We start from the raw sequence: 23,300 nt of genomic DNA, 5'->3' as shown, positions 1-23,300 counted from the left end.
TCGGATTAAACGGGCATCCTAGCCCGCTTCAAATAACGCCATGGCCTCGACATGCGCTGTCTGCGGAAACATGTCGAGGATCCCGGCACGCTTTAGCCGGTAGCCTTGCTTGACCAACTCAACCGTGTCCCGCGCCAGCGTGGCCGGGTTGCAGGACACATACACCAGGCGCTTGGCCTTGAGGGTCGCCAGCTTGCGCACGACCTCCAGGGCACCATCACGAGGTGGGTCCAAGAGTACCGCAGAAAAGCCCTGTTTGGCCCATTCTGCGTCGGTCAAAGGCTGGGACAAATCGGCCTGAAAAAACTGCGCATTATGCAAATTGTTGCTGACGGCATTGAGCGCCGCCCGGTCGACCATGGTCTGTACACCCTCTACCGCCACCACTTCACGCACCTGTTGGGCCAGTGGCAGGGCAAAGTTGCCCAGGCCACAGAACAGGTCCAGCACGCGCTCATCCGGCTGTGGCGCCAGCCATTCCAGGGCCTGGGCGACCATCGCCTCGTTGACGCCAGCGTTGACTTGCACGAAGTCGCCCGGGCGGTAAGCCAACTCCAGATTCCACTGCTCCAACCGGAAGCCCAGCTCCGCGTCGGCTTCGACCGGCTCTGGTTGCCCCTCGCCATGCAGCCACAGCTGGGCTTCATGGAAGGCACAGAATTCTTTCAACACCGCCAGGTCTGCGTCGGACAACGGCGCCATATGCCGCAGCAACACGGCGATGGACGTGCCACTGAACAACTCCACGTGCCCCAGGGCCTGTGGTTTGCTCAGGCGCCGCAACATGTTTGGCAAGCGCTGCATGATCGGTTGCAAGGCCTGTACCAGCACCGGGCAATCGTCGATGGCCACAATGTCCTGGCTAGCCACGGCGCGGAAACCCACCTCCAGATGTTTGGCCTTGGCGTCCCAACGCACCGCCACACGGGCACGGCGACGGTAGCCAAATTCCGGCCCACTGAGTGGGGCCGCCCATTCTTGCGGCTCGACACCCGCCACACGGGACAATTGTTCGGCGAGCATGCGCTGTTTCAGGGCAAGTTGTTCGGCATGGGGCAAATGCTGCACGCTGCAGCCGCCACAACGGCCGACGTGGGCACACGGCGCCGGCCGGCGCAATTCACTGGCTTTGAACACCCGCTCGGTACGCGCCTCGACGATTTTGCCGTGAGCGCCCAACACCCGCGCCTCGACTTCTTCGCCGGCGAGCGCACCGTTCACAAACCAGGTACGGCCTTCGAAGAACACGATGCCCCGGCCATCATTGGCCAGGCGCTCGATGGTCAGTTTTTGCTTCTTGCCTACAGGGATCTGCGGGGCCCGGCTGCCGCCCGTCGGTTGGAAGCGCAGGCCTCTCTCGTGCTTGGCCATCAGTTGGGTTCGTCGAAGATGCCGGTCGACAGGTAGCGGTCGCCTCGGTCACAGATGATCGCGACGATCACCGCGTTTTCCACTTCTTTGGACAAGCGCAACATGCCGGCCACGGCGCCGCCCGAGGACACGCCGCAGAAGATGCCTTCTTCACGCGCCAGGCGGCGGGTGGTGTCTTCGGCTTCACGCTGGGCCATGTCGATGATGCGGTCCACGCGGGTCGCGTTGTAGATCTTCGGCAGATACTCCTCGGGCCAGCGGCGGATACCGGGGATGGCCGCGCCTTCCATCGGTTGCAGACCAACGATCTGGATCGCCGGGTTCTGCTCCTTGAGGTAGCGCGAGTTGCCCATGATGGTGCCGGTGGTGCCCATGGAACTGACGAAATGGGTGATGGTGCCCCCGGTCTGGCGCCAGATTTCCGGGCCAGTGGTGGTGTAGTGCGCCTCGGGGTTATCACCGTTGGCGAACTGGTCCAGCACCAGGCCACGGCCTTCGGCGGCCAGGCGCTCGGCCAGATCACGCGCGCCTTCCATGCCTTCTTCCTGGGTGACCAGGATCAACTGGGCGCCATAGGCGGTCATCGCCGCCTTGCGTTCGGCGCTGCCGTTGTCGGGCATGATCAAAATCATCTTGTAACCCTTGATCGCTGCGGCCATGGCCAGGGCGATCCCGGTATTGCCCGAGGTGGCTTCGATCAAGGTGTCGCCGGGCTTGATCTGCCCGCGCAATTCGGCGCGGGTGATCATCGACAGCGCCGGGCGGTCCTTCACGGAACCGGCCGGGTTGTTCCCTTCGAGCTTGAGCAACAGGGTGTTGCTGGTTTCACCCGCCATGCGTTGCAAGCGGACCAGGGGCGTGTTGCCGACGCAATCGGCGATTGTAGGGTACTGCAAGGTCATGGCGTATTCGCAATCCAGACTGCGGGGCGCACATCATACCGGGAAAGGCCGGCGGGCCATATCACGCAAAGTGCGGTGCTTATGGCTTAAAGGAATAAGCCGGTCATGGGCCGGCAGGGCCATCGCCATGGTTTCTTTGAAACACCTCATCCCCCATCGCCACAATCTGGCCCTCGATCAACGCCTCGAACGGTTTGAGCAACGCTTCAAACGATCGTGGCACTTCCAATACCTGTAATGCCTGCGCAATCGCTTCAATGGTGGACAAGGCCCCCGGTGCCGGCGCCTTGCGCAGCCGATAGCGGGAAACGCCGCCCTCGGCCAGGGTGACTCGAGGCAATGCGGCCAGCAGCGGGTTGAGGTGCAACATTTTGCGCGCCTTGCGCCAGGTGCCGTCGGGGACCACCAGCAGCAGCGGCTGATCGGAAGATGCGTAGGCCTGCAATGGCTGGGCATCATCGGCCGGAAACAACAGTCGGGCCTGATAGCCCGGTGGGTTGAGCAAGCTGGGCAAGTCCTCAAACACCTCGCCCACCACCAACTGCGCATTGTTCAACCCCAACGCCGCCAACCGCGCAGTGTTGAGCGCATGGTTGACCTCGCTCGGGTGCTGCAACAGCAACACCCGGGTGCGGCTGTCGAGGCAGGGGATCAGCGGGCACAGGCAGTGGGTAACGGGCCGCAGGCAGCGGGAGCATTGGGGTCTGGACATGGTTTATCAGGCCTGGTTGAGCTGAGCTTTGAGCAAGTCGCGGAAGGTCTGGATCAGCGGCTCGCGGCTGCGGCCACGGCGCATGATCATCGAGAACGGCGCCTGGTAGCCAAAGGTCGCCGGCAGCAACACGCGCAGGTCGCCCTTGTCGGCCCATGCCTGGGCGTAGTGCTCCGGCAGGTAGCCGATATAGGCGCCGGACAGCACCAGGATCAGCTGCGCCTCCATACTTTCCACCGTGGCGGCGCTGTGCTTGAAGCCGTGGCGCGCGAGTTCTGCCTGGCTCCAGTAACCGCGCCCGACCATGCGTTGCTGGGTAATGACCTGTTCGGGGATGCGCCGTTCGTTGAACAAAGGATGGCGCGTACTGCAATACAACCAGTGCTGCTCACGGTACAGCGGCATATAGATCAGGCCGCTCATGCGGTTGGAAAAGGCGCCGATGGCCAGGTCCAGGCGATTGTCCTGCACGCCCAGTTGCAGCTCATAAGGGCTCATTACCGACAGGTGCAGGTGAACGGCCGGGTGCTCCAGGCTGTAGGCACCGATCACTTCAGCAAAGGGCAAAGCCTTGTCGCTGACGGTGGAGTCGAGCACGCCCAGCTTGAGCGTGCCGCGCAGTTCGCCTTTGAGTGCCGCGGCGTACTGCTCGAAACCCTCAAGCTCACCCAGCAACCGCAGGGTTTCCTGATGAAACAACTCGCCCTTGCTGGTGAGGCTGAACCCGCCCCGGCCACGATGGCACAGCACCAGGCCCAACGCCGACTCCAGTTGGCTCATGTAGGTACTGATGGCCGACGTGGACAGGTTGAGTTCGTGCTGGGCGTTGGCGAACCCCTGGTGCCGCACGACGCTGACGAAGATGCGCAGGAGTTTCAGGTCGGGCAAGGCATTGGCCATGGGGTCTCCGAAGGCACACACATAATCCTGTGGGAGCGGGCTTGCCCGCGATGGCGGTGTATCAGCAATACAGGTGCAAGCTGACCCACCGCTATCGCAGACAAGCCAGCTCCCACATTTGAACGGAGTTTACCTCAGGCATTAGTTTAGAAAAATCTGAACTAAGTATTTGCCCCTGCCGATTCTTTCGTATCGGCGTATTTCGCATTATCGGCCCCTAATAAACAAAACAACGATGAGGCACTCCCGTGGACAAGATTTTCCACCAACCACTGGGCGGCAACGAAATGCCGCGCTTCGCCGGCATCGCCACCATGATGCGCCTGCCCCACCTGCAAACGGCCAAGGGCCTGGACGCCGCCTTTATCGGCGTGCCCCTGGACATCGGCACCTCCCTGCGCGCCGGCACCCGCTTCGGGCCCCGTGAAATCCGTGCTGAATCCGTGATGATTCGCCCGTACAACATGGCCACCGGTGCTGCTCCGTTCGATTCGCTGTCGGTGGCCGACATCGGTGACGTGGCGATCAACACCTTCAACCTGCTCGACGCCGTGCGCATCATCGAAGAAGCCTACGACGAGATCCTCGAGCACGATGTGATCCCCCTGACCCTGGGTGGCGACCACACCATCACCCTGCCGATCCTGCGGGCGATCCACAAGAAACACGGCAAGGTCGGGCTGGTGCACATCGATGCCCACGCCGACGTCAACGACCACATGTTCGGCGAGAAAATCGCCCACGGCACCACCTTCCGCCGCGCGGTGGAAGAAGGCTTGCTGGACTGCGACCGCGTGGTGCAGATCGGCCTGCGTGCCCAGGGCTACACCGCCGAAGACTTCAACTGGAGCCGCAAACAGGGCTTCCGAGTGGTCCAGGCCGAAGAATGCTGGCACCACTCGCTCGCGCCGCTGATGGCCGAAGTGCGTGAAAAAGTCGGCGGCGGCCCGGTGTACCTGAGCTTTGATATCGACGGTATCGACCCCGCGTGGGCACCCGGCACCGGCACCCCGGAAATCGGTGGGCTGACCACCATCCAGGCCATCGAGATCATTCGTGGCTGCCAGGGCCTCGACCTGATTGGTTGTGATCTGGTAGAAGTTTCGCCGCCGTACGACACCACCGGCAACACCTCGCTGCTCGGCGCCAACCTGCTGTACGAGATGCTCTGCGTACTGCCCGGCGTGGCCCACCGCTGATGAGCGCCCACGACGTACTGAAAGCCGCGGCCGACCTGGTGTCGGCCTTCGCCCGCAATGACCGCGCCGCCTACTTCGGCGCGTTCACGGCCGATGCCAGCTTTGTGTTCTACACCCTCCCCCAGCCGCTGCTCAGCCGCGACGCCTACCAGGCGTTGTGGGACAGCTGGCGCCAGGACGAGGGGTTCGAGGTGCTGTCCTGCACCTCGAGCAATGCCGTTGTCAGCCTGCAGGGCGACGTGGCGATTTTTATTCATGACGTGGCCACCGAGCTGCGCATGAACGGGGAGCAATTTTTTAGCCAGGAACGCGAGACCATTGTCTTCAAGCGACAAGGGACGAGCGAACAACAAGAACAAGGCCTGTGGCTGGCCTGTCACGAACATTTGTCCGCAATGCCGGAAGGGCTGCCGCCCCCTTAGCCAATGTGATCGGAGCTGATCATGAATAATAAAAACAACGAAAACAGTATTCGCAAAATAGAAACCAACGGGGTCGAACAGATCCCGGACCACGAACGCACTGCCGGCCCCAAGGATCTGTTCCGACTGATCTTCGGCGGTGCCAACACCTTTGCCACCGCCGTGCTGGGTTCCTTCCCGGTGCTGTTCGGCTTGTCGTTCCAGGCCGGTGTCTGGGCGATTGTGCTGGGCGTGCTGGTGGGTGCGCTGATCCTGGCACCCATGGGCCTGTTCGGGCCGATCAACGGCACCAACAACGCCGTGTCTTCCGGTGCGCACTTTGGCGTGCACGGGCGGATTGTCGGCTCTTTCCTGTCATTGCTGACGGCGATTGCCTTCTTCTCACTGTCGGTGTGGAGTTCAGGTGACGCGCTGGTAGGCGGTGCGAAACGTCTGGTAGGCCTGCCGGAAACCGACCTGACCCTGGGCCTGGCCTATGGCCTGTTCGCCCTGCTCGTGCTCACGGTGTGTATCTACGGCTTTCGCTTCATGCTATGGGTCAACCGCATTGCGGTGTGGGCCGCGAGCCTGTTGTTCCTGCTGGGCATCTTTGCCTTCGCACCGGCGTTCGACAGCCACTTCGCCGGCACCGTCGCACTGGGCCAGACCGGCTTCTGGGCGGCGTTTATCGGTGCCGCGCTGGTGGCCATGAGCAACCCGATTTCCTTCGGGGCGTTCCTCGGTGACTGGTCGCGCTACATCCCACGTGAAACGCCGAAAATGCGCATCATGCTGGCGGTGGTGCTGGCGCAGATCGCCACTTTGATCCCGTTTCTGTTCGGCCTGGCCACCGCGACCATCGTGGCGATCAAGGCGCCGGACTACATCGCGGCCAACAACTACGTCGGCGGTTTGCTCGCCGTGGCACCGAGCTGGTTCTTCCTGCCGGTGTGCCTGATCGCGGTGATCGGCGGCATGTCCACCGGCACCACCTCGCTGTATGGCACGGGCTTGGACATGTCCAGCGTGTTCCCGCGCCTGCTGTCGCGGGTCAAGGCCACGTTGCTGATCGGGGTGATGTCGATTGCCTTCATCTTCATCGGACGTTTCGCCGCCAACCTGGTGCAGAGCGTGTCGACCTTCGCCGTACTGATCATCACCTGCACCACACCGTGGATGGTGATGATGATCATCGGCCTGATCGTGCGCCGTGGTTACTACTGCCCGGATGACCTGCAGGTGTTCACCCGTGGCGAAACCGGTGGTCGCTACTGGTTCAGCCATGGCTGGAACTGGCGCGGGCTGGGGGCCTGGATCCCGAGTGCGCTGGTGGGCCTGTGCTTCGTCAACCTGCCGGGGCAGTTTGTCGGGCCGCTGGGCAACCTCGCCGACGGCATCGATATCAGCTTGCCGGTGACGCTGGGACTGGCGTCGGTGGTGTACCTGACCTTGCTTCGCGTGTTTCCGGAACCGGCCGCTGTCTACGGCCCGGCGGACCCTCGCAGCAAGCGCACGGATGCGCGCGTTAAACCGGCGCTGCAACACGCCGCCTGATCGCTCATAAAAAAGATAATCGGAGACCCGCCGTCATGGCTTTGGATTTATTCGTCGTACTCATCTACGCCGCCGGCATGCTCGTGCTCGGCTATTACGGCATGCGCCGCGCCAAGACCCACGAAGACTACCTGGTAGCCGGTCGCAACCTGGGCCCTTCGCTGTACATGGGCACCATGGCCGCCACAGTATTGGGCGGTGCGTCCACCGTCGGCACCGTGCGCCTGGGTTATGTTCACGGCATCTCCGGCTTCTGGCTGTGCGCCGCGCTGGGCATGGGGATCATCGCGCTGAACCTGTTCCTGGCCAAGCCGCTGCTGAAGCTGAAAATCTTCACCGTGACCCAAGTGCTGGAAAAACGTTACAACCCCATGGCCCGCCAAGCGAGTGCGGTGATCATGCTGGCCTACGCCTTGATGATCGGCGTGACCTCGATCCTGGCAATCGGCACCGTGCTGCAAGTGTTGTTCGGCCTGCCGTTCTGGATCTCGGTGCTGCTGGGCGGTGGCGTGGTGGTGGTGTATTCGACCATCGGCGGCATGTGGTCGCTGACCCTCACCGACATCGTGCAGTTCGTGATCAAGACCGTCGGCCTGATGTTTATCCTGCTGCCGATCTGCCTGTACCGCGTCGGCGGCTGGGATGAGCTGGTGGCCAAGCTGCCGGCGTCGAATTTCAGCTTCACCGAAATCGGCTGGGACACGATCATCACCTACTTCATGATCTACTTCTTCGGCATCCTGATCGGCCAGGACATCTGGCAGCGCGTGTTCACTGCCCGTGATGAAAAGGTCGCCAAGTATGCGGGCACCTTCGCCGGCTTCTACTGCATTCTCTACGGCCTGGCCTGCGCATTGATCGGCATGGCAGCGCATGTGTTGATCCCCAACCTGGACAACGTCAACAACGCCTTCGCCGCCATCGTCAAACTGTCGCTGCCGGACGGCATCCGTGGCCTGGTGATTGCGGCGGCCCTGGCCGCGATGATGTCCACCGCCAGCGCTGGCCTGTTGGCCGCCTCCACTGTCCTGACCGAAGACCTGCTGCCACGCCTGCGCGGCGGCAAGCAGTCGAGCCTGGCGATCAACCGCCTGTTCACGATGTTGACCGGTATCGCCGTACTGGGTATCGCGCTGGTGGTGAACGACGTGATCAGCGCCCTGACCCTGGCCTACAACCTGTTGGTGGGCGGCATGCTGATCCCGCTGATCGGCGCGATCTTCTGGAAGCGGGCAACCACCTCCGGCGCAATCACCTCCATGACCCTGGGCTTTGTGACCGCACTGGTGTTCATGTTCAAGGATGGCCTGGATGCGAACACGCCGATCTACTACAGCCTGGCAGTCGGGCTGGTGAGCTTCGTGCTGGTGAGCCTGTTGTCGCGCAAGCCGGAGGCGATGGCGGCGCGGGCGGTTTGATATGTAACAGGATTTAGAGCGGTTTCTTCAGCGGGCACGACGTCGGATGTCGTGCCCGTTTTTTTTGTTCTGTTGAAACGCCTCAATTCGCCTGGATGATTTCCTGGACCAGCGAGGCCCACACCAAGCCCTGGGTTGTGCCTGCGGCGTAGGTTCCACCGGCTACGATGCGATGGTGGGCAGAGCAATAGACTATCGATAGCCCATCCTGAGTGCCGGGCCTGGCACATTCGATAATATCCAAGTCGCCAATTTCGATAGCCCTGCGATAGGAGTTCGGAAAGTGCCGAGCAACCGCCATCAGACATGCAGTCAATATTTCTTCCTTGTGCTCTGACGTTGAGCCGGGCACTACTTGCCCGCCAGAGACAAGAATATAGTCCCCGTCCAAACGGCAATTCATGACGCCTATTGGCAGATCGTACTGCAACTTGAACCCACGCATTTCGGCACCTTCATTACCAACCGCGCGCAGCTTGAAAAACCAGCCAATAATCGCGACGACCTCTGGCTCCTCCACTCCCATGGCAGTGACGACGAAGACGTCCTGGCTTAATTCGGCGATTTGAGAAGTGTTCAAATGCTGGGGTACAAACTGAACTCCGGAGCCCTGCAAAAGAGCCTCGACCTCTCCCATTAAATGGACAAACTCCAAGTCGTAGCCCGACACCTCGATCGCTCGGCCAACTCCGCAGACTCCATAGCGTCCTTGGAATTGCAGTGGCGCAATATCTGTTAGTTCACCTCCTGGCTTACCACTCGGCCAAGTCCTGTTTTCAATATCGCATTGCTCACGAATCGCTCTCTCTGCGCCTGTGTCCTCGTCCCTATAGGCTCGTACAACCCGTGCCTTTGCGAATCGCGCCAGCGACGGATTGTCCGCCAGAAGCTTTTCAAACAACTCGATGCCTGCACGATTGCACTCAATGGCCAAACGCTGATTGCCAGGCAATAAATAGTCGTTTTCCAGGGGCTTTGCGGTGGTCTCCGTTGCTGACATATGGCGCATGTTTATACGCTTGTGACTGGCTCCATCGCCCTGCTGATGTCCGCCATACACCGTGACCTGATAATTCGCGAGGCGCAGCATGACCGCTTGGAGCAAGCCATTGATGCCCCTACCGATGATTGCCACGTGCGGCGCACCGGCATCGGCAGGCCGTGGGGGGATCGTCAGTGATTGTGCGAGCTTGCGCCTGACCAAGCCGCGCAAGGCCATCAGACTCAGTTGCACCGAAACCGCATAGTCGAGGTCGCAATAGCAGCCTTCGGTCGTTGCCGCCTGAATCGTAAGTGTCGCGGGCTTGCACCACGTGCAGAGACTGCAGCCCAGTGTTTGTGTACGTATCCGAAATGCCTCCAGTGTCGTCGGCCCATAGTCCAGCACCAGTTGAACACCTTGAGCTGCCGCCAGAGTCAGTAAAGCGTCATCGCTGAAGACGTCCGGTTTAGCCACACAAACCAGGCGAGCGCTTTTGTGCAGGCATTGAATGAGGGCTCGATCAATGCGATGAATGGACTCATCGTTCAACGACAAACAGATGGCGACGGCATAAGCACCCTCCAGTGCTTCCTGCCAGTCCGTGACAAATATCACTCGGCTCTCAGAACTCGGCGCCTGATCGTGCCGAACCAACACCTTGATCCGAATATCCGGGGTTCGATCCAGTAACAACTTTACAAGCGCTTTCCCCACATTGCCGTATCCCAGCACGCTGATATCACGGGGGATGGAGCCGTCTCCTACTGTCAGCCAATGCGCAATATAGGCCGCAACGTGTGGTGCATTAACGCCGGGTAAGTTGATGACTCGGATGCTGTTGGACTCGCATAGCGCCAATGCCACCTTGTCCAAGCTCGTGCCTCTGCGAACCAAATAGAGATCGCCAAACGGGTGTGAAATACGCCATTGGGCAATGACGTCTGCATCGATCACTTGATCCCCGACGATGATCGCTGATGGATGCAAGAGTGCGATCTGTATGAGCAAGGATTGCTTGGTTAATGTCGGCGGAAAAAAGACTACGTTTTGGGGTGCGTCGGTCTTCCAGGATTTGGACACTGGCGCGATATGTAGAACAGTTTCATAAGTGGCAATCAGTGACGCGGCGACCGGCGGAACGCGAGAGGGGCGCATGGCTTTGTCTCCAACAATTCTGGCTGACCAACGCCCCAAAAACACACTCGATAAAGTTGGGCCACTAAAGAAATGCGCTTAGGTTCTACTCGGTCTTTAAAGGGCGTCAGGGCGGACCTTTCCTGGCAGAGTTCAACCTAGGCGCATCGATGGGATTAAATAAGTGCCCTGCTTCTGACAATGAGGTAGTCCGTTTCTGACGCTAAAACGTCAAGTCCGGGCGGGCCCGCGCTAAGGCATGCCCCCTCCAAACAGGTCGTCGCACGTCGTGCAGCCAAAATACTGCTGTACCCCCGGGCAGACGATTTCGCCCGTGTGTCCTGCGCGTACGTGCCAGGTACAGGCCTTTCCCTGATACGTCAGGGTGCCCTCAAGGTGACAAGGCGCCCAATTGTATTCGTCATGCAGCGTGCGCCCATCAATGCGCTCGGCACGCTTGAAGAAAGAGGCGATTTGCCGCTCATCGAGTGCAACGTCCGATGCTCGGCACGACTCAGGCTCCGTGGATTCAAAAAGCGTAATCGACACGTCGCTGACAGGCGAACAGCCCACGAGTAACACCGCAAACGTCCCTGGCCAAAACCTCATTGCCACACCGCACTGCCGGCTTCACCCAGATGTTTATACGAAATTTGCGGGTGGGTGTAGACGTCCTTCGACGTCAGGTTGAAATGACCGTATAGCTCAGCGACCAACCATTGCAGCGATTGATTTTGCAACGCCGTCACCTTCTCGTAATGTGTTTTGTCCAAGTGTTTTCCGACCAGCTCGATGCCTAATGAATCGGCATTCATGGGGTAACGCTCAGGGTAGTTCTTGGTGCGTTCATACCGATCCAACGCGCGGAACTGCAACTCCCAGGTGAGTGATTTAATAGCCTTCATCTGAACAGCGTCACACGTTGACTCATCCACCGCCTCGCACTTGGAGCGCAGTAGTCTCCCGACGTGATAACAGCGTTTTTTCAGGCTGGCCGTCTGGTAGATCACACCGTCCTTTTCGATGAGAAAGTGCGCGCCGTTGCCCTTATTTCGGTAGGTATTGAACGTGTGCTGCGCCGTCGGGGCGTCAGTCTGGTGGACCACCAGAGCGTGCACGCTACGCAGATCCCCCTGCTCGATCGCTGGAAAACGGCGGAGTTCGACCTTGCTGGAAATCAACATGCCTTCGTTATCAATGCTCGACATTCCGATGCCTTTTCATCCTTGTGAAGACGAAAATATAGAGGCTGAAATGGGGAAAAGGCGTGGATGACGGGATAAGCAGAAGGGTCTGACGATGGCACGTGCATCGTCAGACGATAAACGGGGGGAGGTGTTGCGAAAAAAGGAGGTGCGCTCAGATCACAGGGAACCGGAACTGCCCTGAAACACTACCTGTAGCATCAGCGCCCGCACGTTCAATGTCTGATCGTTTGAGCGCTTTACGCTTACCTGCGGCGTGGTCGGCGCTGCTCGTCATCCGTACGGATTGGCACCGGTTGCAGCGGAGGCTCGATCAAGCCCAGCGCAACGCCAAGGTCATGGAGCCAGTTTTGAATTTTCTCTTTCATGGTTGCCCCCTTTGAGGGTAATGCGCGTCGGCGAGGTTCTTGTCGCCTTTTCCTACAGTGATAGTAGCCCTAAGTCCTACGTAATGCTTGAACGAAACCACAACGAACTGTTACCAGATTGATGTGAATCCTGACGGATCGCTCAAGCAATCGCACGGGTGTCTTGCAGGAATTCGGCCTTGCCTTCTTGCTGCAGGTCGATCCATGCGTTGAGGTTAGCGCCGAGCATACCCTTTCGCCACATCAACCAGGTGGTCGCCATGGCATATGGCCCTGTCAGGGGATGAACGGACACGCTGTCCTTGCCCGGCAGGCTGTCGAGCATCGACTCGGACATCAACGCCACCCCGGAACCGGCAATCACACAGGCGAGCATGCCCTGGTAGGACTCGATCTCGATCGCCCGCCCCATCGCCACGTGTTCATGGGAAAACCAGGTCTCCAGCCGCGTGCGGTAGGCGCAACTGCGGCGGAACGTGAACACCGAACGCCCGGCGACATCCTGCGGGCCGCGCACCGGTGGGTGATCAGCCTCGCAAATCAGCACCAGCCGCTCTTCGCATAACGGCACGCCGTCCAGGGAAGCAATGGTGATCGGGCCATCCACAAAGGCCGCGTCGAGACGACCGGTGATCAGGCCCTCGAGCAATTCGCCGCTGGGGGCCGATTGCACCTGAAGGTTCACCATCGGGTAAGCCTTGTGATAACGCGCCAGCAACTTCGGCAAATGGACGGCCGCCGTGCTGTACATGCTGCCCAGCACAAATTCACCGGCCGGCTGCCCGCCTTGAACCGCGCCATGGGCTTCGTCGTGCAGGGCCAACAGGCGCGTGCTGTAGTCCAGCAGCACTTTACCGGCAGGAGAAAGCTGTAGCCGCTGGCGTTCACGTACGAACAGTTCAACGCCGAGCTGCTCTTCCATTTGCTTGAGGCGTGTCGACAGGTTCGAAGGCACACGATGCAGGCGATCGGCCGCCCGGGTAATGGAGCCCTCTTCCGCCACGGCCTGGAAAATGCGCAATTGACTGAACTCCATACCTTTCTCCAAAACTGAACAAGTTACTCACTATTATTCATTTTTACAGAAAGTCAATCAGCTTTAGCCTGAAGGTCATTCGCTTACCAGCAGGAACTTGACCATGTCACCCCGGATTCGCTTACTCGCCAGCTTCATCGCCCTGATGATGGCCATGGGCATTGGCCGCTTCGCCCTTACCCCGCAAATGCCCCATCTGCTCAGCGAGGGGCAGATTGACCTGACCGGCGCGGGTCTGATTGCTGCCGCCAATTACTTGGGCTACTTCGTCGGCGCGGTGGATTCGATCTTCGCCCGCAGCCATCACCACGTGCGCGGCCGTATGTACGGTGGGCTGTGGCTGTGCGTGCTGCTGACCCTGGCTTCGTACTGGGCCCATGGGTTCTGGCCGCATTTGTTGTTGCGCTTTGGTACCGGCGTCGCCAGTGCCTGGGCGTTGGTGATGATCACCAGTTTGAGTCAGCCGCTGGCGATGAGCATCGGCCGCCCGCGCCTCGGCGCCCTGATATTTGCAGGGCCGGGGCTGGGGATTTTGTTGACCGGGCTGTTGGCCTTGGGCTCGAACCTGATGGGGCAAAGCTCAGCGACACTGTGGTTGGTGTATGGCGTGGTAGCACTGGTGATGCTGCTGGCGGTCCTGCCGTTCCTGCCGCAGCCAAGCGCGGCGGCCACTCACGCGACCCACGTGGGCAACAATGAAAGCATCGCGCACCTGTGCTGGATCTACTTCCTGTACGGCCTGGGTTACATCATCCCGGCCACCTTCCTGTCGCAGATGGCCAGTGCGCAATTTAAGGGCGCCTGGCAAGCCGACCTGTTCTGGCCGTGCTTTGGCCTGGGGGCAGCGCTGGGCGTGGTGGTGGCGAGCCTGCGCCGCAAGGACCCGCAGACCACGCGCCGTTGGCTGATGACCACACTGTGGCTGCAAGCGGCCGGAGTATTCGCCTGCCTGTTGGGCAACGGCTGGGGCTTGGCGCTGGGCGTATTGCTGTGCGGCGCGCCGTTCCTGGCGTGCATGCAACTGGTGATGGCGCGCTTGCGTGATGTGGCGCCTCACGGCTACCAGCGCAGCACCGGCCTGCTCACCGCCAGCTTTGCCATCGGCCAATTGAGCGGGCCGCTGCTGGCCTCGGTGAGCAGCCACTTGAGCGGTGGGCTGCAGCCAGCGTTGATAGTGGCCGGCTGCGGGTTGGTGTTGGCGGGTGCGGTGCTGGTCAACCGGCAACCAGCGGCGCGGGCAGACGCACTTGCTCTCGCCGAGCAAGCACCAGGAAAAACAGCCCTCCCAGGAAACACCCGGTAAACCAGGCAAAGTTGGCCATGCCCTGCAACGCCGGTGTGAAGGTAATGGCGACGCCCACCAGCGTCGCCGGCACCAGCGCCTTGACCGCGGTCCAGTTCACACCGCCGTCGAAGTAGTAACGCCCACTTGGGCTGTCATCGAACAAGGCATCCACGTCGATCTTCTGCTTTTTGATCAGGTAGAAGTCCACCAGCAGGATCCCGAACAGCGGCCCGATGAAGGCAGCGAGAATATCCAGGGTGTAGTGGATCATCAGCGGGTTGTTGAACAGGTTCCATGGGGTGATGAAGATGGAGGCCACGGCAGCGATCATCCCGCCGGCGCGCCAGCTGATCTTGCTCGGCGCGACATTGGCGAAGTCAAAGGCGGGCGAGACGAAGTTGGCCACGATATTGATGCCGATGGTGGCGGTGACGAAGGCAAAGGCGCCAAGCAATACGGCCATGCTGTTGTCGATGCGCGACACGGTGGCGATCGGGTCGTGGAGCATTTCGCCGAACACCGGCAAGGTGCCCGAGACGATCACCACGGTGACCAGCGAGAACGCCAGGAAATTCACCGGCAGCCCCCAGAAGTTGCCGCGTCGCACGTCCTGCATACTGCGGCAGTACCGGCTGAAATCACCGAAATTCAGCGTCGGGCCAGAGAAGTACGACACCACCAACGCAGTCGCCACGATCACTTGGCCGAACGCTTGCCAACCCGACAAGGATTTTTCCGCCAGGGTGAAGCTGATGTTGGCCCAACCCGCCTTCCACACGATCCAGCCCGCCAAGGCAAACATGACCGCGTAGACCACCGGACCCGCCCAATCGATAAAACGGCGGATGGACTCCATGCCCGCCCAGAACACCGCCGCCTGCAACACCCACAGGCTGAGGAAACCAAACCAGCCCAAGTAGGAAAGGCCTGCGAAGTGCGGCTCGGCATACACCGCCATCTGTGGGAAAAACCGCAGCACCACAATGATCAAGGCACTCGACGCCAGATACGTCTGAATCCCATACCAGGCTACGGCGATCAGGCCGCGAATCACCGCAGGAATATTCGCACCGAACACCCCAAAGGCCAGTCGGCAAATCACCGGGTACGGCACAGCCGCCTGCTGGCTCGGCTTGGCCACGAGGTTGGCGATCAATTGCACGATGCAGATGCCGGCGAGCAACGCGATCAGCACCTGCCAACTGGCCAGCCCGAGGGCGAACAGGCTGGCGGCGAATACATAACCACCGACGCTGTGCACGTCGCTCATCCAGAAGGCGAAGATGTTGTACCAGGTCCATTTCTGCGGCAGTGGCCCCAGGTCCTTGTTGTACAGGCGCGGGCTGTAGCCTTTGGGCAATTGTTCGGTCATCGCTGGGCTCCTCGAAATACGGGCCTGCCCCGCCGTAGCAGTGTGCATACGGGAGGCGGCAGAGTTTGTATACGAGGCATTCAGCAGATTGCGTGCCAATAGCACACAATCCCCAATGGCACGGCGTTTCAAAGCAGGCTATAGCGCTTTAAATATGGGAGATATGCTCAGCAACGGTGCATACAAATCCTGTACACAATCAACCTTGCACTCGTTGTGCACACAGATAGCCAACCGTGCAACAGACCGCGGTGAGGAACGTGCCCCAGGCCATGTCCATGACGGCCAGCCCGCTGGACCAACCGTGCAGGGTGGCCCAGTTGCTCAGGTCGTAAGTGCCATAGGCGACCAAGCCCAGCAAGGCACCCAGGCGAGCCGCGCGTTGCCAGCTGGCGCTGGGCAACACCACGAACACCACGCAACCGAGGGCATACAGGAGATAAAACAGAATGGCGGGCAAAAGCCGTGGCTGATCAAGCATCAGCGGCCCGAGCAGGGCTTTGTAGGTAGGCCCCATGAGGACGCCCAGCCAGAGCCCGTCGAGCAGCAGGAAGGCGAGCAGTGTGCCTAGGTAGGCGTAGATGACGTTCCTGGACATGGCACACCCTCTGTAGGAGCCGGCTTGCCGGCGATGAGGCCTGCGGATTTGGCGGTGTTCTCTAAAACACCATCGCCGGCAAGCCGGCTCCTACAGAAGAGCAAAGCGTGGTCAGCTTAGTTCAATGCGATCGGCATGAATCACAATCTGGCCCTGCTTGTAGAGCGCACCAATGGCCTTCTTGAAGTTGCCCTTGCTCACGCCGAACAAGTTGCTGATCACGGCGGGGTCGCTCTTGTCGCTGACCGGCAGGGTGCCGTTGTTTTCGCGCAACTTGGCAAGGATCTTCGAGTTGAGGCTGGAGGCCGCTTCCTGGCCGACCGGTTGCAGGCTCAGGCTGATGTTGCCATCGGCGCGGATCTCTTTGATAAAGCCCTTCTCTTCCTTGCCTGGGCGCAGGAATTTGAACACTTCGTTCTTGTGGATCAGGCCCCAGTGCTTGTTGTTGATGATCGCCTTGAAGCCCATGTCCGTGGCCTCGGCCACCAACAGGTCGACTTCCTGGCCCACCTGGTAGTTGGCCGGGGTCTTGTCCAGGTAGCGGTCCAGGCGCGCGGTGGCGGTAATGCGCTTGGTGTGCTTGTCGAGGTAGACGTGCACCACGCAGTATTCACCGGCGCTCAACTGGCGCTTCTCTTCCGAGTACGGCAGCAACAGGTCCTTGGGCAGGCCCCAGTCGAGGAATACACCAATACTGTTGACTTCCACTACTTTCAAACTGGCAAATTCACCCACTTGAACTTTGGGTTTTTCAGTCGTCGCGATAAGTTTGTCATCGCTGTCCAAATAAATGAAAACGTTAAGCCAGTCTTCATCTTCACTGGGAATATCTTTGGGGATATACCGATTAGGCAAGAGGATTTCACCGTCTTGCGCACCGTCCAGGTACAAACCAAAGTTAGTATGTTTAACCACTTGCAAACTGTTGTAGCGACCGACTAAAGCCATTTCCAGATACCCTCGTTACGTGGGCGGCATTCTACCCGAGTTACGCCCGGTACGCGCGTGCGCCTGAAAAATCGCGGGCCAGCGTGGCGTTTCCGTGGTGTCTCACTGACGCCGCCCCGCTCGTCCGATCATCTGGCCCAATTGCACGACGACAAAACCGCCGAATGCCCCCATGGTTTCGAGTTAAAACAGTAAGTTAGGGGCTTATTTCAAAGATGAACTTGGGTTATTTCCAACGCCGCGCGTTATTCCCCGGGGATATTTACCAAGCAATTGTCAAGTCATTCCTGTACGATGCCTGGCCAAGTTAATTTTCTACAGGTTAGTGGCCGCCATGCGCGTAAAAGCATCCAACAGCAAAGCAAAGCCAGCTCCCGCCGTTGAAACCAGCGAATCGATCAACAGCCAGATCGCTGCTTTCCTCAAGTCCGGCGGCGAAATCCAGCAAATTGCCAAGGGCGTGAGCGGCCAGACTTTCGGCCCGTCCAAGCAGATCAGCCTGGGCAAAAAGTAATACCTGCGCATTGCACCTGGTCCCTAAGCGCCTTGCCTTCAAGGCGCTAGGACTAGAGCCCGAAACACCCTCCTGCTTAATCCCCTGGATGCACTAATCGACGAACGGGCCTCAACGCTACGCATTCGCCGGTATGCTTGCACACGTCTAGCACGGGCATCTGCTCGATTTCCTCCGTTACTGCTCCTCGCTTTTTCATGGAGTGAAGCATGTTCAAACCCTGCATTTTCCTGGTCACTGCCCTGGCAGCCAGCCCCCTCGCCGAAGCGCAGATTTTCCAGCGTGAACTGGGTGACTTCGACCTGAAATTGGGTACCACCCCAAGCCGCAGCATGGCCCAAGGCCTGGTCAAACCCACTTCGCCGGGCAGCGATTCGTTCCATGGCGGGCTGGACCTGAGCCACGACAGCGGCCTGTACATCGGCCAGTTTTCGCCGAACATGGGGTTGTCTTCCACCAGCAACCTGGAAGTCGACTCGTACATGGGCTTCAAACATCCCTTCGACCAGACCCTGGGCTATGAAGTCGGGTTGATTCACTACAGCTACCCCAAGCTCAGCCCCCTCGACAGCCAGGAGTTCTACGGCGGCCTCAACCTGCTGGGCAATCGTTTCGGCGCCTCATTCAGCAACGACCCGGATCGCCAGGACAGCACCCTGTTTGCCGACTTAGGCGGCACTCAGCCATTCGGCATCGGCGTCAGCATGAAGTACACCACCCATCAGTTGGGCACCCCGGTTTCGGTAGACGGCGGCTCCATTCGCAGCTTCAGCGACTGGTCAGTGCAATTCTCCCGGGAGTGGATGGGCGTGGACCTGAACCTGATCTACAGCGACTCCAGCCTCAGCGGCGGCGACTGCTCGGCCTACTCCGGACACAATTCGCAATGCGATGGGCTGTTGACCCTGAAGGCCGCACGGTCGTTTTATTGAGGATCTGAACTGTCGCGCCCGACGCGGGTTCACATGCATTAACTTCCTCTGCGCAAGGACCCGCTCATGCTGCGTCGGCTCAAACTACTGGTGATCTTGCTGACCCTGAGCCTGGCGCTCACCGCCTGCAGCCGCGTGGGCCTGGCCTACCGCAACCTCGATGTGATCATCCCCTGGACCCTCAGCGACTACCTGGACATGCATGCCGGGCAGAAGAGCTGGTTCAACGACAAACTCAAGGAACACCTGGCCTGGCATTGCACCACGCAATTGCCGGGCTACCTAGGCTGGCTCGACCGCTTGCAACAGATGGTCGATGACAACCAGGTCACCGATGCAGCCTTGCAGACCCGCACCGCCGAAGCCAAGCAAGCCATTGCCGAAGTCGCCCGCGAAATTACCCCGTCGGCCATTGAGCTGTTGCAGGGGCTGGACGATCAGCAGGTCACAGAAATGAACAACGCGTTGACCAAGGACCTGCGCAAGCGCCAGGACGAATACCTCAAGCCTCCGCTGGCCAAGCAAATCCAGGACCGCGCCGAACGCATGAATAAACGCCTGGACGCGTGGATGGGGCCGTTGAGCGACAGCCAGAAAAACCGGGTCACGGCCTGGTCCATCAGCCTGGGAGAGCAAAACCAGCAATGGATCGGCAACCGCCCCGCTGGCAGGCGCAATTCATCGACGCAGTGAAACAGCGTAAGAGCGCGAACTTCCCGCAGAAAATGCAGCAATTGCTGGTGGATCGGGAAAGCCTCTGGACGCCGGAATACAAAATCGCCTATGCACAAACCGAAGCGGCGGCGCGCAGCTTGATCGTGGACCTGATGGCCGAAAGCACCGCACAACAGCGCGTGAAACTGACGCAGAAAATCGACGGTGTGCGCAGCGACTTCAAGGCACTCAAGTGTATGAGGCCCACGACTGATGGCGCAATTATCAACGCCGGGCCCAAATAAACATTCTGTATAAAAATAAAGCAAACTACATCACGTTTAATCATGTTTATGCGAAAGGTGCGAAGTACATTTCCTCGAAAACAACAAGAGGAATGTTTCATGCCCCCCGCCCCCTGCTGATCATCACCACCGCGCTCCTAAGCCTTCAGGCAGCGGCCACGCCCGTCCTCCTCAAGGACATCAGTTCCTTCCACATCGGAGGTCAAACCGTCTCGCTCGAAGGGCTCCCGGTGTCACAAATATCAGCCATTGCAGGCACACAACGTACTTCGAACCCCAACGGTGACTACCAGGTAGGCCAGATGTATGTTCAGTCTTATCAACTTGAAGAGCCGCGGGCGCGCTATCCCTTACTGATGTGGCACGGTGGGGGGCTGACAGGCGTTACTTGGGAAACCCGCCCGGATGGCCAACCCGGGTGGCAGAATTTCTTTATGCGCCGCGGCCATTCGACCTATGTTTCCGATGCCTATGAACGAGGTCGCGCCTCCTGGCCGCGCACCCCAGAGCTGATCGACACTGAACCTGAACATCGCACACTGAACCAGGCCTGGTCGATGTTTCGCTTTGGCCCTGATAACGCCTATCCACAGCGGCGAACCTTCCCCGGCGCCCAATTCCCTGTCGATCATGTTGACCAGTTTGCCAAGCAATTTGTCGCTCGCTGGGCATCGCCCCAAGCCACTCAACGTGCCCAGGCCGCCTACGACCAATTGGTGGAGAAAGTCTGCCCGTGCGTAATCCTTGCCCATAGCCAGGGTAACGTCTTTGCTTTCAACGCGGCGTTGAAGTATCCCGATAAGATCAAGGCCATCGTTGCCTTGGAGCCCGCCGCCGGGCCGGACCCGTTGCGGGTTGATATCACCCCCGCAACAAAGGTTCCTCACTTGGTAATCTGGGGCGACTTCATCGATCAGTCCCCCTTATGGCAACGGTATCGAGCCCAATCCAACACCTTCCTCAACGCAGTACGGGACGCAGGCGGACAAGTGGACCTGATTGATCTGCCACAGCAGGGTATCCGGGGCAATTCCCATATGGCGATGATGGAAAAAAACGCGGACCAGGTTGCAGCCATGATTCAACAATGGTTCGATTCGAACGGCCTCATGCTGCCAATAGCCCGCTGATGAACAACCCGCATTGGCGCTGTTTCCGGCGAGCGGCCATCGCCAATGCGGGCAGATACCTCAGGCAATTTGCGCCTTCTTGGCCAACGCCTTGAATGTTTCCGGGTCCAGCGCATCCGCCTGTTCATCCAGCACCTGACGCGGGTGATCATTGCCGGGAATCGAGCTGTCGATCAGCGCCAGCAACTGCGCACCGAGTGCCGTCAGGATGAAATTCTCGCCATTGCCGCCCTCTTCCTCGGGCCGCGACTCGATGAAGCCGCGCTTGAACAGCAGCGCTTCATAATCCGCAGCGGTCTTCTTGAGCGCGTCCAGGTTACCGGTGGACTCTCCCGCCGTGGCCTTCTCGGCCGCTTCCTGCTCGGCGTATTTGCGCGGCGCAAAGCTGCCTTCGCCGTTCTGCACTTCATGCAACAGTCGTTCGATCAGATCCCAGTTGTAAGTCGTCATCCTGATTCCTCCTGCAGGCCGATGGAAAAGTGGCCCGTCAAAGGGTGGACAGGCTACGTCGCTGGCCGTTCAGCCGAATAGACGGACGTCATTTCTCTGAACTTTCCAGACGTTCGCGGCCTCAACAGCATATAACCGCCAAGGAGGTCTGCCCATGAAAACCCTGATGAACCTGGCCATCATCGCCACGCTAACCGCCGCCCTGCCCGCTTGGGCCTGCACGCCCGATGAGGCGACGGCCAAGCGCGAGGAGCTGGCCCAGGAAGTGGCCAAGCTGACCGAACAGAACCCGACCAAGGCCAAGGAGATGAACGACGAACTGCAGAAGATGGACCTGGACACCGAAAGCGCGGAGTTCCCCGACAAGTGCCAGCTGATCGACGCACGCCTGAAAGAACTCAAGGAAGCAGCGGCCAAGGCCAAAAACTGAGGCCATAAAAAAAACGGACAATCGTCCGGTTTTTTTATTTCACCCCTGCCTTACTCGGCAGCAGGTGCCTCTGGCTTGCGGCGCTTGAGCGGGGCCATGCCGTCCTTGCTGACGAGCGACAGGCTGTCGGTCTTCGGACGGTTGGCGATCTTGCGCTTGGTCGGCGACTTGGCGCCGGTTTTCTTCTTGTCACCCTTGGCGTCGGTCTTTTTCTTCTTCACGCCAACGGCCTTGCCCGATGCCTTGACCTTCTTCGGCCCGGTGTAGGTGCCTTTGACTTCCTTGATGGTGCGGCGCTCGAACGACTGCTTGAGGTAGCGCTCGATGCTCGACATCAGGTTCCAGTCGCCGTGGCAGATCAGCGAGATGGCCAGGCCATCGTTGCCGGCACGCCCGGTACGGCCGATACGGTGCACGTATTCGTCACCGCTGCGGGGCATGTCGAAGTTGATCACCAGGTCCAGGCCATCAACGTCCAGGCCACGCGCAGCCACGTCGGTGGCCACCAGGATCTTCACGCCACCGGCCTTCAGGCGGTCGATGGCCAGCTTGCGATCCTTTTGGTCTTTCTCGCCGTGCAGCACGAACGCCTTGTATTCCTGGGCCACGAGGCGGCCGTAGATGCGGTCGGCGGCAGCGCGGGTGTTGGTGAACACGATGGCCTTCTGATAGGTCTCGTTGGCCAACAGCCAGTTGAGGATCTGCTCTTTGTGCACGTTGTGGTCGGCGGTCACGATCTGCTGACGCGTGGTCTCGTTCAGGTCGCTGACGTTGTTGACCTGCAGGTGCTCAGGGTTGTTCAGCACCTTGGCGACCATGTCGCGCAGGGTCGAGCCACCGGTGGTGGCCGAGAACAGCATGGTCTGCTGGCGGTTGACGCATTCGCCCACCAGGCGCTGCACGTCGTCGGCAAAGCCCATGTCGAGCATGCGGTCGGCTTCGTCGAGCACCAACACTTCGACTTCCTTGAGGTCCAGGTTGCCGGCGTTGAGTTGCTCGATCATGCGGCCAGGGGTGCCGATCAGGATGTCCGGTACCTTGCGCAGCATGGCAGCCTGCACCTTGAAGTCTTCACCGCCGGTGATGATGCCGGACTTGATGAAGGTGAACTGCGAAAAGCGCTCGACTTCCTTCAGGGTCTGCTGGGCCAGCTCGCGGGTCGGCAGCAGGATCAGGGTCTTGATGCTGACACGAACCTTGGCCGGGCCGATCAGGCGGTTCAGCACAGGCAGGACGAAAGCCGCCGTCTTGCCGCTACCGGTTTGAGCTGTCACCCGCAGGTCACGCCCTTGGAGCGCGAGCGGGATGGCCGCTGCTTGCACAGGCGTAGGCTCGACAAATTTAAGCTCGGCCACGGCTTTGAGCAGGCGTTCGTGCAGGGCGAATTGGGAAAACACGGGTGCTACCTCGAAGAAATACAAAATATCAGCGCCATAGGTTACCGGTTTCGGGCGTCCAAACCGAGTTTCTTTACGCGAACGGTGCTAATCAGCTGCTTTT

General features: G+C 59.8%; 22 protein-coding genes and 1 pseudogene. 10 read left to right on the top strand and 13 right to left on the bottom strand.

What is annotated here, in order from left to right:
- Window positions 1-18 precede the first annotated feature (18 nt).
- The 4 genes from rlmD to AC07OV_RS15745 all read right to left on the bottom strand — a co-directional run bounded on the left by rlmD (window position 19) and on the right by AC07OV_RS15745 (window position 3,885).
- On the bottom strand, window positions 19-1,371 hold the full coding sequence (gene rlmD / locus AC07OV_RS15760) for a 23S rRNA (uracil(1939)-C(5))-methyltransferase RlmD (protein ID WP_494997568.1): 1,353 nt from the start codon (window positions 1,369-1,371) through the stop codon (window positions 19-21).
- Window positions 1,371-2,273, bottom strand: a complete 903-nt coding sequence (cysM, locus tag AC07OV_RS15755) for a cysteine synthase CysM (RefSeq protein WP_178919840.1) — start codon at window positions 2,271-2,273, stop codon at window positions 1,371-1,373. Before cysM ends, rlmD begins: the two co-directional genes overlap by 1 nt.
- A gap of 103 nt (window positions 2,274-2,376) precedes the next feature.
- The gene (locus tag AC07OV_RS15750; protein WP_495092535.1) at window positions 2,377-2,985 is read right to left on the bottom strand and encodes a tRNA-uridine aminocarboxypropyltransferase; all 609 of its coding nucleotides are present in this window, start codon (window positions 2,983-2,985) and stop codon (window positions 2,377-2,379) included.
- Between the two features lie 6 nt (window positions 2,986-2,991).
- Window positions 2,992-3,885 (bottom strand): LysR family transcriptional regulator, encoded by an 894-nt coding sequence (locus AC07OV_RS15745; RefSeq protein WP_017134867.1) that lies wholly within the window; start codon window positions 3,883-3,885, stop codon window positions 2,992-2,994.
- A 248-nt stretch (window positions 3,886-4,133) separates the two neighbouring features.
- On the opposite strand from AC07OV_RS15745, the gene speB reads away from it, so the two are divergent.
- Genes speB through AC07OV_RS15725 form a run of 4 tightly spaced genes read left to right on the top strand, consistent with a single transcriptional unit; the run spans window position 4,134 to window position 8,457 of the window.
- Window positions 4,134-5,084 carry an agmatinase gene (gene speB / locus AC07OV_RS15740; RefSeq protein WP_021490873.1) on the top strand — a complete coding sequence of 317 codons (951 nt, stop codon included), beginning with the start codon at window positions 4,134-4,136 and terminating at the stop codon, window positions 5,082-5,084.
- A complete protein-coding gene (locus tag AC07OV_RS15735; RefSeq protein ID WP_176996248.1) occupies window positions 5,084-5,506 on the top strand; it encodes a YybH family protein in 423 nt (140 codons plus the stop codon). Before speB ends, AC07OV_RS15735 begins: the two co-directional genes overlap by 1 nt.
- 21 nt (window positions 5,507-5,527) lie before the next feature.
- The gene (locus AC07OV_RS15730) at window positions 5,528-7,039 is read left to right on the top strand and encodes a purine-cytosine permease family protein (protein ID WP_176996249.1); all 1,512 of its coding nucleotides are present in this window, start codon (window positions 5,528-5,530) and stop codon (window positions 7,037-7,039) included.
- A gap of 35 nt (window positions 7,040-7,074) precedes the next feature.
- Complete coding sequence (locus tag AC07OV_RS15725; RefSeq protein ID WP_176996250.1) at window positions 7,075-8,457, top strand: sodium:solute symporter family protein; 1,383 nt, start codon at window positions 7,075-7,077, stop codon at window positions 8,455-8,457.
- Between the two features lie 82 nt (window positions 8,458-8,539).
- On the opposite strand, the gene AC07OV_RS15720 is transcribed toward AC07OV_RS15725, so the two are convergent.
- The 4 genes from AC07OV_RS15720 to ptrR all read right to left on the bottom strand — a co-directional run bounded on the left by AC07OV_RS15720 (window position 8,540) and on the right by ptrR (window position 13,182).
- Window positions 8,540-10,594, bottom strand: coding sequence for an FAD-dependent oxidoreductase (locus AC07OV_RS15720; RefSeq protein WP_495092534.1), 2,055 nt, complete (start codon window positions 10,592-10,594; stop codon window positions 8,540-8,542).
- A gap of 584 nt (window positions 10,595-11,178) precedes the next feature.
- Complete coding sequence (locus tag AC07OV_RS15715) at window positions 11,179-11,781, bottom strand: peptidoglycan recognition protein family protein (protein ID WP_176996252.1); 603 nt, start codon at window positions 11,779-11,781, stop codon at window positions 11,179-11,181.
- Between the two features lie 242 nt (window positions 11,782-12,023).
- Window positions 12,024-12,146: a PA1414 family protein gene (locus AC07OV_RS15710; RefSeq protein WP_003193089.1), complete on the bottom strand. Its 123-nt coding sequence runs from the start codon at window positions 12,144-12,146 to the stop codon at window positions 12,024-12,026.
- Between the two features lie 142 nt (window positions 12,147-12,288).
- The gene (gene ptrR, locus AC07OV_RS15705) at window positions 12,289-13,182 is read right to left on the bottom strand and encodes a putrescine utilization regulator PtrR (RefSeq protein ID WP_176996253.1); all 894 of its coding nucleotides are present in this window, start codon (window positions 13,180-13,182) and stop codon (window positions 12,289-12,291) included.
- 103 nt (window positions 13,183-13,285) lie between these two features.
- On the opposite strand from ptrR, the gene AC07OV_RS15700 reads away from it, so the two are divergent.
- Entirely contained in the window at window positions 13,286-14,485 is a 1,200-nt protein-coding gene (locus AC07OV_RS15700) for an MFS transporter (RefSeq protein ID WP_495092533.1), read from the top strand.
- Here the strand turns inward: AC07OV_RS15700 and AC07OV_RS15695 are convergent.
- The 3 genes from AC07OV_RS15695 to AC07OV_RS15685 form a co-directional block, all read right to left on the bottom strand.
- Entirely contained in the window at window positions 14,397-15,839 is a 1,443-nt protein-coding gene (locus AC07OV_RS15695; protein WP_176996255.1) for an NCS1 family nucleobase:cation symporter-1, read from the bottom strand. The genes AC07OV_RS15700 and AC07OV_RS15695 overlap by 89 nt on opposite strands.
- A 199-nt stretch (window positions 15,840-16,038) precedes the next feature.
- Window positions 16,039-16,437 (bottom strand): DUF2177 family protein, encoded by a 399-nt coding sequence (locus AC07OV_RS15690; RefSeq protein ID WP_495092532.1) that lies wholly within the window; start codon window positions 16,435-16,437, stop codon window positions 16,039-16,041.
- 111 nt (window positions 16,438-16,548) lie between these two features.
- The gene (locus AC07OV_RS15685; RefSeq protein WP_034099624.1) at window positions 16,549-17,385 is read right to left on the bottom strand and encodes a CvfB family protein; all 837 of its coding nucleotides are present in this window, start codon (window positions 17,383-17,385) and stop codon (window positions 16,549-16,551) included.
- Between the two features lie 334 nt (window positions 17,386-17,719).
- Here AC07OV_RS15685 and AC07OV_RS15680 point away from each other — a divergent pair, with 334 nt between their 5' ends.
- From AC07OV_RS15680 to AC07OV_RS15665, 4 genes and pseudogenes are all read left to right on the top strand, one after another.
- On the top strand, window positions 17,720-17,899 hold the full coding sequence (locus tag AC07OV_RS15680; protein ID WP_003193095.1) for a PFL_1563 family small protein: 180 nt from the start codon (window positions 17,720-17,722) through the stop codon (window positions 17,897-17,899).
- A gap of 209 nt (window positions 17,900-18,108) precedes the next feature.
- A complete protein-coding gene (locus tag AC07OV_RS15675; protein WP_176996257.1) occupies window positions 18,109-18,831 on the top strand; it encodes a TorF family putative porin in 723 nt (240 codons plus the stop codon).
- 66 nt (window positions 18,832-18,897) lie between these two features.
- Window positions 18,898-19,790: pseudogene (locus AC07OV_RS15670) on the top strand (DUF6279 family lipoprotein).
- A gap of 92 nt (window positions 19,791-19,882) precedes the next feature.
- Window positions 19,883-20,920: an alpha/beta hydrolase gene (locus AC07OV_RS15665; RefSeq protein ID WP_494997576.1), complete on the top strand. Its 1,038-nt coding sequence runs from the start codon at window positions 19,883-19,885 to the stop codon at window positions 20,918-20,920.
- Between the two features lie 60 nt (window positions 20,921-20,980).
- Here AC07OV_RS15665 and AC07OV_RS15660 read toward each other — a convergent pair whose 3' ends face one another.
- Complete coding sequence (locus AC07OV_RS15660; protein WP_176996260.1) at window positions 20,981-21,370, bottom strand: transcriptional regulator; 390 nt, start codon at window positions 21,368-21,370, stop codon at window positions 20,981-20,983.
- A 154-nt stretch (window positions 21,371-21,524) separates the two neighbouring features.
- Here AC07OV_RS15660 and AC07OV_RS15655 point away from each other — a divergent pair, with 154 nt between their 5' ends.
- A complete protein-coding gene (locus tag AC07OV_RS15655) occupies window positions 21,525-21,800 on the top strand; it encodes a hypothetical protein (protein WP_494997577.1) in 276 nt (91 codons plus the stop codon).
- Between the two features lie 50 nt (window positions 21,801-21,850).
- Here the strand turns inward: AC07OV_RS15655 and AC07OV_RS15650 are convergent, their stop codons facing one another.
- Window positions 21,851-23,197 (bottom strand): DEAD/DEAH box helicase, encoded by a 1,347-nt coding sequence (locus AC07OV_RS15650; protein ID WP_494997578.1) that lies wholly within the window; start codon window positions 23,195-23,197, stop codon window positions 21,851-21,853.
- Between the last annotated feature and the right edge of the window lie 103 nt (window positions 23,198-23,300).

Source organism: Pseudomonas sp. GW821-FHT09A09 (assembly GCF_059418405.1).
The sequence above is the reverse complement of the archived record's forward strand: the minus strand, read 5'-3'. Positions and strand labels throughout refer to the sequence as shown.